At 67.0% G+C, this 13,988-nt stretch carries 12 protein-coding genes; 2 read left to right on the forward strand and 10 right to left on the reverse strand.

Annotated features, from left to right (window positions below):
* Nucleotides 1-4: 4 nt before the first annotated feature.
* The 7 genes from AC1DEL_RS17535 to AC1DEL_RS17565 form a co-directional block, all read right to left on the reverse strand.
* Nucleotides 5-262, reverse strand: a complete 258-nt coding sequence (locus AC1DEL_RS17535; protein ID WP_092299795.1) for an acyl carrier protein — start codon at nt 260-262, stop codon at nt 5-7.
* 40 nt (nt 263-302) lie between these two features.
* Nucleotides 303-572: a phosphopantetheine-binding protein gene (locus AC1DEL_RS17540; RefSeq protein ID WP_477159136.1), complete on the reverse strand. Its 270-nt coding sequence runs from the start codon at nt 570-572 to the stop codon at nt 303-305.
* Nucleotides 559-1,335: a lysophospholipid acyltransferase family protein gene (locus AC1DEL_RS17545; RefSeq protein ID WP_092299789.1), complete on the reverse strand. Its 777-nt coding sequence runs from the start codon at nt 1,333-1,335 to the stop codon at nt 559-561. The genes AC1DEL_RS17540 and AC1DEL_RS17545 overlap by 14 nt, the downstream gene beginning before the upstream one ends.
* The gene (locus AC1DEL_RS17550) at nt 1,328-2,086 is read right to left on the reverse strand and encodes a beta-ketoacyl synthase chain length factor (protein WP_454757761.1); all 759 of its coding nucleotides are present in this window, start codon (nt 2,084-2,086) and stop codon (nt 1,328-1,330) included. Before AC1DEL_RS17550 ends, AC1DEL_RS17545 begins: the two co-directional genes overlap by 8 nt.
* Nucleotides 2,087-2,545: 459 nt before the next feature.
* Nucleotides 2,546-3,826 (reverse strand): fumarylacetoacetase, encoded by a 1,281-nt coding sequence (gene fahA, locus AC1DEL_RS17555; protein ID WP_477126060.1) that lies wholly within the window; start codon nt 3,824-3,826, stop codon nt 2,546-2,548.
* A gap of 19 nt (nt 3,827-3,845) precedes the next feature.
* Complete coding sequence (gene hmgA, locus AC1DEL_RS17560) at nt 3,846-5,180, reverse strand: homogentisate 1,2-dioxygenase (protein WP_477126061.1); 1,335 nt, start codon at nt 5,178-5,180, stop codon at nt 3,846-3,848.
* 382 nt (nt 5,181-5,562) lie between these two features.
* Complete coding sequence (locus tag AC1DEL_RS17565) at nt 5,563-5,946, reverse strand: helix-turn-helix domain-containing protein (protein ID WP_092299777.1); 384 nt, start codon at nt 5,944-5,946, stop codon at nt 5,563-5,565.
* A 283-nt stretch (nt 5,947-6,229) separates the two neighbouring features.
* Here AC1DEL_RS17565 and AC1DEL_RS17570 point away from each other — a divergent pair, with 283 nt between their 5' ends.
* Together AC1DEL_RS17570 and AC1DEL_RS17575 are read left to right on the forward strand one after the other, a co-directional pair.
* Nucleotides 6,230-6,847, forward strand: coding sequence for a TetR/AcrR family transcriptional regulator (locus AC1DEL_RS17570; RefSeq protein ID WP_092299774.1), 618 nt, complete (start codon nt 6,230-6,232; stop codon nt 6,845-6,847).
* 288 nt (nt 6,848-7,135) lie between these two features.
* On the forward strand, nt 7,136-8,038 hold the full coding sequence (locus tag AC1DEL_RS17575) for an alpha/beta fold hydrolase (protein ID WP_255370947.1): 903 nt from the start codon (nt 7,136-7,138) through the stop codon (nt 8,036-8,038).
* 93 nt (nt 8,039-8,131) lie between these two features.
* Here the strand turns inward: AC1DEL_RS17575 and AC1DEL_RS17580 are convergent, their stop codons facing one another.
* From AC1DEL_RS17580 to AC1DEL_RS17590, 3 genes are all read right to left on the reverse strand, one after another.
* The gene (locus tag AC1DEL_RS17580; RefSeq protein WP_092299768.1) at nt 8,132-9,148 is read right to left on the reverse strand and encodes a zinc-binding alcohol dehydrogenase family protein; all 1,017 of its coding nucleotides are present in this window, start codon (nt 9,146-9,148) and stop codon (nt 8,132-8,134) included.
* 108 nt (nt 9,149-9,256) lie between these two features.
* A complete protein-coding gene (fdhF, locus tag AC1DEL_RS17585; RefSeq protein WP_477126062.1) occupies nt 9,257-12,121 on the reverse strand; it encodes a formate dehydrogenase subunit alpha in 2,865 nt (954 codons plus the stop codon).
* Entirely contained in the window at nt 12,118-13,857 is a 1,740-nt protein-coding gene (locus AC1DEL_RS17590) for an NADH-ubiquinone oxidoreductase-F iron-sulfur binding region domain-containing protein (protein ID WP_454757758.1), read from the reverse strand. Before AC1DEL_RS17590 ends, fdhF begins: the two co-directional genes overlap by 4 nt.
* Between the last annotated feature and the right edge of the window lie 131 nt (nt 13,858-13,988).

The raw sequence follows: 13,988 nt of genomic DNA on the forward strand, positions 1-13,988 counted from the left end.
GGCGTCAGGCGGTGGCCGGCGAGTCGATCAGCAGCGCAAGCGCCTGCACCACGTCCTGCACGGTGCGCACGGACTTGAACTGCTCGGGCTTGAGCGGCTTGTTCAGCATCGGCTTCAGCTTCACCAGCAGGTCGACGGCGTCGATGCTGTCGATGTCGAGGTCGTCGTACAGCCGCGCCTCGGGCGTAATGCGCTCCGGGGCGATCTCGAAGGTTTCCTCGAGAACCGCCGCCACCCGCGCGAAGATTTCGTCGTGAGTCATGATCTGGCTCCGTATAGCAGTATTGCGATGACCTCGCGGATCAGGCCRGGGCCTGGCCGCGCTGCGACGCCACGAACGCCGCCAGCGCCGAAACACTGGCAAAGCGCGCGCGGATTTCCTCCTTGTCGCCGTTCATGGTGATGCCGTAGCGCTTCTGCAGCGCCAGGCCCAGTTCCAGTGCGTCGATGGAATCGAGGCCCAGGCCTTCGATGAACAGCGGCGCGGTGGCGTCGATATCGTCAGCCGCCACGTCCTCGAGGGACAGCGACGAGATGATCAGTTCCTTGATTTCTTGCTCAAGCGCCTGCACGGCGGATCTCCCTGGAGAAAAACTCGAATAGTGATTGGGTCAGGTGGCGCACGGCCATGGCGTCGTCGGTGCCCGGCGCCACCCACTGCGCGGGTGGCACGTCTGGGTGCACGTCGATGACGAAGCGCGGGCGCCGCACCGGCACGTGGTACCACTTCTCGCCCTTGGTCAGCGTGGGCGGTTCGCAGCGGATGACCACCGGGGTCAGCGCAAAGCCGCCGCGTACGGCCACGTTGGCCGCGCCGCGCTGGAGTTGCAGCGGCTGGCCCGGGCGCGTGCGCGTGCCTTCCGGAAAGATGATCAGGTTGTTGCCGGCCCGCAGCGAGGCGATGCAGTCGTCGACCATCGCCGCGCCACTGTCGTTCTGCACCCAGCCGGTGGCCAGCACCGGGCCGCGCGTGAACGGGTTGCGTGCCAGGCCGGACTTCACCACGCAGTCGGCGCGGCGCGTCAGCGCCATCAGGAACACCACGTCGATCAGCGACGGATGGTTCGCCACCACCAGCATCCCCTCGCGTTGCAGCCGTTCTGGATGGCGGATTTCGTAGCCGATGACGCCGACGCTGCGCATCAGCCAGAGGAACAGCCGGAAGGCATGGTGGATGACATCGCGGCACACGCGCTGGCGCGTCTGGGTGGACCACGGCAGCAGCGCCAGCGCCGGGAACACCAGCACGCGCAGCAGCAGGCCGCCCACGCCGAAGCTCGAGAAGCAGAAGCCGGTGGCGCACACGCGCCAGGCGCGGTCGAGGCGTTCAACCATGGCGCTGCCACCTCCAGACCGCGCGTTCGCCACGGTGGCACAGCTCGGCGTCGCCGGTCAGCATGAATCGCAGCACATCCAGCGCGTGCGGCAGCACCGGATGGGCGGTGTCGGGGTCCGACGCCTCGCGCACATGGTCGATGTCGAGCCGGAACACCGGCTCGCCCGGGCGCGGCTTGCCGATGCGCCAGGCCCAGCCGAACAGGCAGCCGGGCTCATCGGCGAACTCGGCATAGGCCTCGGGCAGCGGCGCGTCATAGCAGACCAGCAGCACCTCGTCCGCCCCATCGGCCAGCAGCGCGCAGGCTTCGAAGGCGGCCGTCTCCACGGTATCGCGGCCAGCCGCCACGGCCTGGAGGTTGGAGGCGTCTCCCCGGTCGATCGTAAACATCGCACCAATGGCGTTGTGGACAGAGAGGCCGAACGCGGTGGGCGACAGTGGCTCGCCGGCTGCCAGTTCGCTGAGCATGTCGAAGGCGCGGCGGGTGTCGCCGTGGCGCGAGGCAAACACGGCCGGCGGGGCTGGCGCGGCGGGGGCCTCGTCGGGCGGGAGGGTGTCGTAGGCGGGATGCAGCGCCGCGCGGCCGATGGCATTGACGCGTCGGCGCAACATCGGGGCCATGGCCGAGAGCGCCGGCAGGTCCGATCCCTCGGGCAGCCATGGCGCAAGACTCCACGCCTGCCAGGCTTCCGGGGATTGCAGTGCCGGCGCACAGGCCGCCCATGCGCGAATTCCGAATTCAATTGCCATGCCGTGCGCGTTGGGTGGAATGTGAGCCCCGCGTCCCCCGCCGTGCCTGGGGCAACGTTGGCCACGCGCGTGTGCGCAGGCCCGCGCGCGACCATCGCACCGGGGAACAGATTCCGTTTTTCCCTGAAATTAGAAGCAAAATCCGAGGATTTCGCCGAAATTAGTTATCGACACCCCGATTTCGCATATACCGCGCTAACGGCGGGTTTCGGCCAAACACTGAGCCGCCCAGTCGAGGGGTGTCCGTGGAGCGTGCTCCGGGCGGTCATCGCGGCAAACTACCGAAATGTTTCAACCCGGCGAACTTCGCCACACTTTTTTTGTCAGGGGCGAATTCTCGCATAAAGCGGCACCCGTAGGAATGGCGCAACAGTAACGGTCCTTCGCAAATGTAACGAGGGCGGGCGCGGCTTTTCAGCCGCCCCGCCCTGTGCTGGGACGCCCCGGAGGACGTGTCGATCAGGCCGCCGGCAGGATCTTCCCCGTGACCTCGCCAAAGCCGACCCGGTAGCCATCGCCCTGGCACCAACCGGTCATGGTCACCGTGTCGCCATCCTCGAGGAAACCACGCTGCACGCCGCCGCTCAGCGCCACCGGTTCGGCGCCATTGCGCGTGGTCTCCAGCAGGCTGCCGCACGAATCGGGCGTGGTGCCGCTGATCGTGCCCGAGCCCATCAGGTCGCCGACGCGCACATTGCAGCCAGACACCGTGTGGTGCGCCAGTTGCTGCGCCATGGTCCAGTACATCGCCTTGAAATTGGTGCGGCAGACCGTGCTGGGCGCCCCGCCAGCCGGTTGCAGCGCGATTTCGAGCGCGATGTCGTAGGCGTTGCGGCCCTGCTGCTGCAGATACGACAGCGGTTCGGGCGACTGTGCCGGATTGTCACGGCGGAAGGGCTCGAGCGCCTCCATCGTCACCACCCACGGCGAGATCGACGTCCCGAACGACTTGCTGTTGAACGGCCCGAGCGGCACGTATTCCCACTGCTGGATATCGCGCGCGCTCCAGTCGTTGAGGATGACCATGCCGAACATGTGCGCGGGGGCATCCCCCGTGCTGACCGGCTCGCCCAGCGCCGACGGCTTGCCGACGATGAACCCCATCTCCAGCTCATAGTCGAGCTTGCGGCACGGGCCGAAGGTCGGGCGCGCCTCGTTCGGCAGCTTGGTCTGGCCGTTCGGGCGACGCAGCGCGGTGCCACTAACCACCACCGAGCTGGCGCGGCCGTTGTAGCCGATTGGGATTTCGAGCCAGTTCGGCAGCAGCGCGTTTTCCGGGTCGCGGAACATGCGGCCGACGTTGGTCGCGTGCTCGCGCGACGAATAGAAATCGGTGTAGCCAGGGATCTCGATCGGCAGGTGCAGCGTCACGCCGGCCATCGGCAACAAAGCCTTGGCGCGCAGCGCCGCGTGATCGCGCAGCGCGGCGTCTTCGCCGGAGAGCAGCGCCGTCAGCCGGGCGCGGGTGGCCTGCCACAGGGGCTGGCCCAGCGCGATAAAGCGGTTGAGGCTGGCCGAGGCAAACGCGCCCTTGGCCGCCGCCGGCAGCAGGCCGGCATCGTCGAGCGCGACGAGGTCCAGGACCTGGTCGCCAATCGCCACGCCCACGCGCGGGGCCTGGCCGTTTGCCGAAAACAGGCCGTATGGCAGGTTCTGGATCGGGAAATGGGTCTGGCCGTCGTTGGCCGATTCGACCCAGCTGGTGGCACGCGTTTGGGTGCCGGTTTGGGGGGCAGTCATATTGGGAATCTTCCGGAAATCAGCGCACGTTCGGGTTGAAATGCTTCTTCAGGCCTTGCCAGCAGGTGTAGTAGTCATGCTGGAGCAGCGCCGACTGGGCCGCGTACGGCGTCGGGCGGATCACGCCCGGCGTCTCGAACATGAACGCCATGGTGTCGGTGATGTGGTGCGGCTGGCTCGTGTCAGCCCCCGAGGCGCGCTCAAAGGTTTCCGCATCGGGGCCATGGCCGCTCATGCAGTTGTGCAGGCTGGCGCCACCCGGTGCAAAGCCCTCGGCCTTGGCATCGTAAACGCCCGAAATCAGGCCCATGAACTCGCTCGCCACGTTGCGGTGGAACCAGGGCGGACGGAACGTGTTCTGCGCGGGCAGCCAGCGCGGGCCGAAGATCACGAAGTCGATGGTGTCCACGCCCGGCGTGTCCGACGGGGACTGCAGCACGAGGAAAATCGACGGATCCGGATGGTCGTAGCTGATCGATCCGATCGTGTTGAAACGGCGCAGATCGTACTTGTACGGCGCGTAATTGCCGTGCCACGCGACCACATCGAGCGGCGAATGGTCGATCTCGGCCTGCCAGAGATTGCCCTGGAACTTGGCGACGAGTTCGAACTTGCCCTCGCGGTCTTCGTAGCTCGCCACCGGCGTCAGGAAGTCACGCGGATTGGCCAGCCCGTTCGAGCCGATCACGCCGAGGTCCGGCAGCTTGAACAGCGCGCCGTAGTTCTCGCAGATATAGCCGCGCGCGGTGCCGTCCGGCAGGTCCACGCGGAAGCGCACGCCGCGCGGAATCACGACGATCTCCTGCGGCTCCACCGCCAGCCGGCCCATTTCCGTCGACAACAGCAGGCGGCCCTGTTGCGGGACGATCAGCATCTCGCCATCGGCGTTGTAGAAGAAGCGGTCCTGCATCGACTGGTTGGCCAGGTACAGGTGGATGCCGCAGCCGGTCATCGCTTCGGGGCTGCCATTGCCGGCCATCGTCACGATGCCGTCGATAAAGTCGGTCGGCGCGGTCGGCATCGCCGGCGGGCTCCAGCGCAGCTGGTTCGGCGACGGCGGCACCTCCTCGAAACGGCTCAGCCAGCGGCCCGGCTCCAGGCGGCTGAACGGCTGATGCATGGCGGCCGGGCGGATGCGGTACAGCCACGCGCGCCGGTTGTGAGCGCGCGGCGCGGTGAAGGCGGTGCCCGAGATCTGCTCGGCGTACAGGCCATATGGCACGCGCTGGGGCGAGTTCTGGCCCACGGGCAGCGCGCCGGGCAGTGCCTCGGTGGCGAATTCGTTGGCGAAGCCGGACAGATAGCCGGCCACCGAGACGTCCGCCATGGCTTCGTTCAGTTGAGTCTGGGTCATGAAGTCTCCTCTCGTGCCCCGGATCGTATTCGTCGTCCGACAAATTACGAATGGTAAAATCAATTTCTCATATCGTAATGATGACGGGTGGACGTGTCAAACCGGGAACGACCCTAAGTCGGTCCTAGGACGACAATAGGCGACCCGGCGGCCGGTTACAGCACTGCCGATGGAAAAGGCGAAGCGGAAATCAGAAGACGCGCAGCGAGATGTGCACGAAAAAGCACGCGGCGCAATGGCAGCGGCTGGGGATCGCGGGCGCGATCGGCATGAAGGACCGGGCATTGCCAGCGCGGCGGATTAGCCGCGCCGGAAATGCCCGGTGGTCTTGCTATCCGCAGACCATGTGGGCGGGTGCCCCCAGGCCCATGGACTGGCGGTGTTACATGGGCTTGTGGCCCTCCCCGGTGCTGGGTCCGGAACCGAACCCGCCCTGCCCCTGCGGCGCTGCCGCGGGAGCCGAGCCGGCCGGCTGGCCGGCCATCGAGGCTGCTGTAACGCCGCCATTGCGGCTGGCGATGAATGCGTTGACGTCGGCTGCCAGATGCTGCGGGGCCAGCACCACTTCCAGCCCCAGCGCCTCACAGGCCGCCAGGAACGTGGACATGCGTGGATCGGCTTGCCCCGATTCGGCCCGAAGATAGGCTTCCCGGGAAATTCCCGCCTTACGGGCGACGTCCTCCTGCTTGAGCTTGCGCGCACGACGCAACGCCCGCAGTTGCCGGAACGGTTCGCTAGCGCCTCTTGGCACGGCTGTACTGTTCATGTCGGTCTCCAGTCACCAGTGAAAAAAAAGTGCGCGGACGTGCATTCGAGTATAGAGCACGTAAAGCGTTCCGTAAGGTCATGTTTGGAACACTTTTACAGATTTCTTATGATGGCTTGATCTCGCCCACCGGAACCTCCTCCAAAAGGCGGATACAGCACAACTTCCTCTCCCCGCCTCCTCATAACGACAACGCACGCTTTGCGTTGACGTCACTTCAGTATCAACGATGTGTGGAATAAGGCAAGTTGACAAACCGACCGGTCGTGCTATTCTCAACCTCATGCAAAAAGGCCAGCTCACCCGTACCGCGATCATCGAACAGGCACTCGCTTCCGCCGCGCGCGTGGGGTTCGAGCAGCTTTCGCTCGCCACGCTGGCCGCGGATACGAATATGTCGAAGAGCGGGCTCTACGCGCACTTCCGCTCGAAAGAGGCGCTGCAGGAGGCCGTGCTCGAGCGCGCGGCGGAGCGTTTCAACGATGTCGTCGTACGTCCGGCGATGCGCCAGCCGCGCGGCGCACGCCGCCTGCAGGCGCTGTTCGACGGCTATATGGACTGGCTAGGTGCCACGGTGACGGAGGGGCGCTGCCTGTTCATGGCGCTCTCCCAGGAGTACCGCGACAAGCCTGGCGTCATTCGTGACAGGGTCGTGCAGGCCTTCAAGGACTGGCACAGCACCATCTGCCGCGTGATTACCGACGCGATGGACGAAGGCGATCTCCGGACCGATGTGGACCCGCGCCAGTTTGCGTTCGAGATGGCCGGAATTGGTATGTCGTTCCAGACATCGTTCAAGTTGATGGCGCGCAGCGATGCCGAGGCGATGGCCCGGCGCGCGTTCGCCCGGCTGCTCGACGACGCCCGAACCACGCGGGAAACCGCCCCGGCCGACGCCTGAAACGGCTCGCCGGCGGCTTCACACCACGGCGTTCCCGGGCACGAACGCAGTGTGTCAGACGGCATTTTCATCGTCATTTATTGCCCGAAAAATAGCACGACTGGTCGGTCGTGAATCATAAAAAAACAGGCGGGAAGCCAGCGAAGCTGGCCGATTTCGCCGGCAAGCCATCGGTTGGAGGTGTTAGCCGTGCCGCAAGTGCTGTTTTCCTCATCCACGCCACGCGCCGCTGGGTCACATCATGTGACGCATGCGGAACCCGTTTCCACCGTCCGCAGGGGGCCGCCCGTGTGGCTCAGACTGCGGTGGCAGGCTGCGAGCCTCCTCCATCCGGGGGGCACCGCCCGCGCGCTGGAGCGCCTATGGTTCACGCCGCCCCGCGCCAAGTCGAGCCCGGATGCACTGCGCCTGATCGATGCCGCGCGCAGCGAATGGGCACTGGTCACCGGCCAGGGCATCAGCCGGCGTGTGCGCGTCTACCGCTGGGGCACCGAAGGGCCGGTGGTCCTGCTGGCCCATGGCTGGGGCGGTCATGCCGGCCAGTGGCATGCGCTGGTCCATGCGCTGCTGGGCGCCGGGATGCGCGTGGTGGCGTTTGATGCGCTATCTCACGGGGCCTCCGACGCCGGCGCACGCGGGCCGAACCAGACCTCCTTGCTGGAGATGGCACGCTCGCTGCTGGCCGCGGCCTGGCAGGTCGGGCCGGTCCATGCAGTGGTCGGCCATTCGCTGGGCGGTGCCGCCGCCGCGCAGGCGATACGCGAAGGCTTGCCGGTGCGCGGCGCGGTGATGATCGGCTCGCCCGCTGATATGGGCGAATCCTGCGCCGCCCTCGCCTGGCAGCTCGGCATTGCGCCGGGCATCCTCGCGCGTATGCGGCAACAGAGCGAACAGTGGCTCGGCACGTCCTGGGCGACGTTCAACGTGCCCGATGTGGGGCGCACGCGGCCGGTGCCGCCGGCGCTGGTAATCCATGACCGCGACGACAAGGAAGTGCGCTGGGAAGACGGCGCCGCCATCGCAGGCGCGTGGCCGGCGGCGCAGCTGGTGACCACGACCGGACTCGGCCATCGGCGCATCCTGCAGGACAAGGCCGTGGCGACCGAAGTGGTCAGTTTCGTGGCGGGACTGGTTGGGGAGAACCCAGTGCGAAGCCTCGCGCGCGCGGTCGCCGCTCGTCCTCTCAGCTAACCCCCTTCTATATAGACAATAAGGGCCGGGTGCTGCGTCAGCAGCCCCGGCCCTCGTTTATGGCGCACCCGCGACTTGGCGGTTAATTGCAGATTAGAACCCGGACAGCACCAGCTTGCCGATAGTCTGGCCACCTTCGAGCTGCGCGTGGGCGCGGCGCAGGTTGGCCGCGTTGATCGTGCCCAGGTTCTCGCCCACCGTGGTTTGCAGGCGTCCCGCATCGATCAGCCGTGCCACCTCGTTGAGCAGGCGGTGCTGCGCGATCATGTCCGGCGTGCCGAACATCGCACGGGTGAACATGAACTCCCAGACGAAGGTCGCGCTCTTGCTCTTCAGCGCGCCCACCGGCAGTTCGCTCGCGTTCTCGACGATCGAGCAGATCTTGCCCTGCGGCGCGATGGCTTCGGCCATCGCCGGGAAATGGCGATCGGTGTCGTTGAAGCAGAGGATGTAATCCACCGCGTCAAACCCAAGCTTTCGCAGTTGCGCGGGGATGTCGGCACGATGGTCGATAATATGGTCGGCGCCCAGGCGGCGGCACCAGGCTTCCGATTCCGGCCGCGAGGCCGTGGCGATGACCGTCAGCCCGCCCAGCACCTTGGCCAGCTGGATGCCGATGGAGCCCACGCCCCCTGCCCCGCCGATAATCAGCACCGAACGGCCGGCATCGTCGCCCTTCGGCGAGACACCAAGGCGATCGAACAGCGCCTCCCAGGCGGTGATGGCCGTCAGGGGCAGCGCGGCGGCGTTGGGGAAGTCCAGCGATGCCGGCTTATGGCCGACGATGCGCTCATCGACGAGGTGAAATTCGCTGTTGGCGCCGGGCCGCGTGATGCTGCCCGCATAGAAGACCGGGTCGCCGACCTTGAACAGCGTCACGTCAGGGCCCACGGCGGCCACGGTGCCGGCGGCATCCCAGCCGAGCACGCGCGGGGCATCTTCAACCTTGTCCTTGGGCGCGCGGACCTTGGTGTCCACCGGGTTCACGGCGATCGCCTCCACCTTGACCAGCAGGTCGTGGCCCGAAGCGGCGGGCTTGTCGATTGCCACATCCACCAGCGCTTGGGGGTCGCTGATCGGCAGGTAACGGGTCAGTCCAATGGCTTTCATTGCAGGCATCCTTTCCAACGTATCGAGGGGATGCCTGCATCCTAACCGTTTCGGATTGCCCTGATTAGCCAGATGAATCCGCAATCACTTTCACGAATTTTCGGAAAATCATCCGGGCAAGGCCAATGCACCGGCCAGCGAATCCAGGATTTGCCCACCGCCGAAGCTCAGCTGCTCGGGCACGGCGCCGCCCAGCGCCATCCGGATCGCGCAGTACTTGAACTCCGGAATCTTGCCGAACGGGTCGAGCACCGGGTTGGTCAGCTTGTTGATGGCCGCCTCGTAATAGCAGAACGGCACGAAGACGGCGCCGCGCGGGGTGCCATCGTCGGCGCGCGCGTAGAGCATCACCTGGCCGCGCCGGGACGCCAGCGTGACCACGTCGCCGGGCTTGCCGCCGAGCGCCGCCAGATCGAGCGGATGGACCAGCGCCACCGGATCCGGCTCGATGGCGTCGAGCACGCCGGCGCGGCGCGTCATGCTGCCCGTATGCCAGTGTTCGAGCTGTCGGCCCGTGATCAGGACCGTCGGATATTCCTGATCCGGACGCTCCGCCGCCGGGATGATGTCTGCCGGCACGAATCGCCCGCGTCCGCTTACGGTCGGGAACGTGTCGGTAAAGATCACCGGCTCGCCTGGATCTCCCTCCGTCTTGCAGGGATAGGTCACCGCATGCTCGCGCTGGAGCCGCGCCCACGTCATGCCGCCGATGCTCGGCATCGCGTGTCGCATTTCGTCGAAAACCAAGGCCACGGGCGCCGCATCGCGGGTGGCATGTCCATAGTCCCAGGGCAGCCCGAGCCGCGCAGCCAGTTCGCACAGAATCCACAGGTCCTGACGCGCCTGCCCGGGCGGGTCGATGGCCTGCCGGCCAAGCTGCACGGTGCGATCCGTATTGGTAAACGTGCCGGTCTTCTCGGGGAAGGCCGAGGCGGGCAGCACCACATCGGCCAGGCAGGCGGTCTCGGTCAGGAAGATGTCCTGCACCACCAGATGGTCGAGCGCGGCCAGCGCCTCGCGCGCGTGCTGGGCGTCCGGGTCGGACATCGCCGGGTTCTCGCCCATGATGTACATGCCGCGCACGGTACCCGCTTCGATAGCCTGCATGACCTCCACCACGGTCAGGCCCGGCTGCTTGTCCAGCGGCATGCCCCACAGCGCCTCGAAGGCGGCATTGGCGGCGGGGTCATCCACGCGCCGGTAGTCCGGGAACATCATCGGGATCAGCCCCGCGTCGGACGCGCCCTGCACGTTGTTTTGCCCGCGCAGCGGATGCAAACCCGTGCCCGGCCGGCCGATCTGGCCCGTCATCAGCGCCAGCGCGATCAGGCAGCGCGCGTTATCGGTGCCATGCACGTGTTGGGACACACCCATGCCCCACAGGATCATCGATCCCTTCGAGGTGGCATAGAGCCGGGCCACCTCGCGGATGGTTTCCGCGTCGATGCCACAGACCGGGGCCATGACTTCGGGGCTGTACGGGGCCACATTGGCCGCCAGCGCCTCGTAGCCGGCCGTGCGCGAGGCAATGAATTCGGGATCGACAAGTCCTTCCTCCACAATCACATGCATCATCGCGTTCAGCAGTGCCACGTCCGTATCGGCCTGGAACTGGAGGAAACGGTGCGCAAAGCGCGCCAGATCCGATCGGCGAGGATCGGCGACGATCAGCTTCGTACCGTTGCGCACCGCATTCTTGATCCAGGTGGCCGCCACCGGATGGTTGACCGTGGGATTGGCGCCGATCAGCAGCACCACCTCGGCCTTGCCGACATCCATCACCGGATTGGACACCGCGCCCGAGCCGATCCCCTCGAGCAGCGCCGCCACCGATGAGGCATGGCACAACCGCGTGCAGTGATCGACGTTATTGCTGCCAAACCCGGTCCGCACGAGCTTCTGGAACAGATAGGCTTCCTCGTTGCTGCCCTTGGCCGAGCCAAACCCCGCCAGTGCGCGGCCACCCAGGGTGTCCCGGATGCGCGCAAGCCCGCCGGCGGCCAGCGCCAGCGCCTCTTCCCAGGTGGCTTCCCGGAATACCTCCATGACGCGATCGGGATCCAGCACGATGTCGCCGGATTTCGCCACGCCTTCGCGCCGCACCAGCGGCACCGTCAGCCGGTGCGGATGCTGGGCGTAGTCGAAGCCGTAGCGCCCCTTCACGCAGAGCCGATTGTGGTTCGCCGGGCCATCACGCCCTTCCACGAACAAAATGCGGTTGTCCTTGACGTGGTACGTGAGCTGGCAGCCCACGCCGCAATACGGGCAGACCGAATCCACCTCGCGGTCGGGCACCGCCAGCGCCACGTTGCGTGCCGGCATCAGCGCGCCGGTCGGGCAGGCCTGCACGCACTCGCCACAGGCCACGCAGGTGCTGACGCCCATCGGATCGGCCATATCGAAGACGATGCGCGCATGATCGCCGCGAAATGCCAGCCCGATCACGTCATTGGCCTGTTCGTCGCGGCAGGCACGCACGCAGCGCGTGCACTGGATGCAGGCGTCGAGGTTGACGGCGATGGCTGGGTGCGACAGGTCAGCCGGCACCGCCTCGCGCGGGGCGAAGCGTGGCTTGCCGACTTCGAGCCGGGCCGACCACTGGTCGAGTTCACTATGGCGCGTGTACGCGGTCTCCGGCATGTCGGATTGGAGCAGTTCCAGCACCATGCGCTGCGCGCGGCGGGCACGCTCGGAGTCCGTGTGCACCGTCATGCCATTGGCCGGCGCGCGGCAGCACGACGGCGCCAGCACGCGTTCCCCATCGATCTCCACCATACAGGCGCGGCAGTTGCCGGCCGTATCGAGCCCATCCTTGTAGCAAAGATGCGGAATCTCGATGCCTTCCCGACGCGCCACCTGCAGCAGCGACTCCCCGGGGCGGGCGGTCACGTCCCGGCCATCGAGCCGGAAGGTGACCTCGGTATCGGACGACGCCTGAACGAGCGCGACTTCAGCGCGGGTCAGTGCATTCATGGCTGGCCCTCCGGAGCGACGGATGTGAGTTCATGCGGGAAGTAGCGGATCACACAATCGACGGGATTCGGCGCGGCCTGCCCCAGCCCGCAGATCGACGCGTCACGCATCACGGCGGACAGGTCGGCCAGCGCGGCCAGGTCCCACGCCGCTGCCGGCTGCCGGATCAGGTCGAGCGCCTTGGCCGTGCCCACACGGCACGGCGTGCACTGCCCGCAGGACTCGTCGCGGAAGAAGTGCATCAGATTGCGCGCGGCATCGACGGCCCGGTCGTGGTCGGACAGCACCACGATAGCCGCCGAGCCGATAAAGCAGCCATGTGGCTGCAAGGTGTCGAAATCGAGCGGAATATCGCCCATCGCCGCCGGCAGGATGCCGCCGGACGCCCCGCCCGGCAGGTAGCCGTAGAAGGCGTGGCCGTCCAGCATGCCGCCGCAGTATTCGTCGATCAGCTCGCGCACGGTGATGCCAGCCGGCGCCAGATGCACGCCGGGATGCCGCACCCGGCCGGACACGGAGAACGAGCGCAGCCCCTTGCGACCATGCCGGCCCTGCCCCGCGAACCACTCCGGGCCGCGCTCCACGATCTCGCGCACCCAGTACAGGGTCTCGAAGTTGTGCTCGAGCGTGGGCCGGTCGAACAGCCCGACCTGCGCCACATAGGGCGGACGCAGCCGGGGCATGCCACGCTTGCCCTCGATCGATTCGATCATGGCCGACTCTTCGCCGCAGATATACGCGCCGGCGCCCCGCCGCAGGTGGATCTCGGGCAGGCCGGGCACGGGCGGCGCGGCGCGCAATTGCGCCAGCGCCTCGGTCAGCACGGCACGGCAGCCCGCGTACTCATCGCGCAGGTAGATATAGATGGCGGCCACGCCGGTCACGCGTGCGGCCACCAGCATCCCCTCCAGGAAGCGGTGGGGATCGCGCTCCAGGTAGACGCGGTCCTTGAACGTGCCCGGCTCGCCTTCGTCGATATTGACGGCCATCAGGCGCGGCGCCGGCTCAGCCCGGACGATGCGCCATTTGCGGCCGGTGGGAAAGCCCGCCCCGCCCAGCCCGCGCAGGCCCGAGTTCTCCATCACGGCGATCAGCGCATCCGCATTGGTATCGCCCTGCTCCAGCGCCTGCAACAGGCGATAGCCGCCCTGGGCGCGATAGTCGTCATAGCCGAGGTAGGGTTGGGGGTCATCGCGCACCGTGCCGGCCGTCACGCAGGCCTGGACGGCAGCAGGCGTGGCGGCATCCACGGGATGCTGGCCTACCAGCACGGCCGGCGCCCGTTCGCAGCGGCCGATGCAGGGCGCGGCCAGCACGCGGACATCGGTGCCGAGCAACACCGGCAGACGCTCCAGCAGCGATGGCGCACCGGCCATCTCGCAGGCGATGCCCTCGCAGACGCGCACGGTCAGCGCCGCCGGGGCGGTGATATGGCCATCGGCGTCCTCTCGGACAATATCGAAATGGTGATAGAAGCTGGCCACCTCGAAGACTTCGGTCTGGGCCATGCGCATTTCCTGCGCCAGCGCGGCCAGATGGGGGGTGGCCAGTTGGCCGTAGTGGTCCTGGATGGCGTGCAGATGCTCGATCAGCAGATCGCGGCGGCGTGGGGCATCGCCCAGCAGCTGGCGCACCTCGGACAGTGCCGCCGGATCCACCTGCCGGCCCTTGGGCTGGCGGCGCTTCCGCTCGCGTCCCCCGCCCTCCACCACAATCGGAATCACAACCTGGTTCATGGGGAATCCTGTCGGTTGCTGTGTTGCGCGCCGGCTATGCTGCCGGCTGGTCTGATGATACGCCCGGCATCGCCAGACGCACGGGGCCCGCGATGGCGGGCCCCTTCTGTCTAACCCGGCGCTCGGCTCAG

The organism is Cupriavidus sp. 10L43_2, from assembly GCF_056395265.1.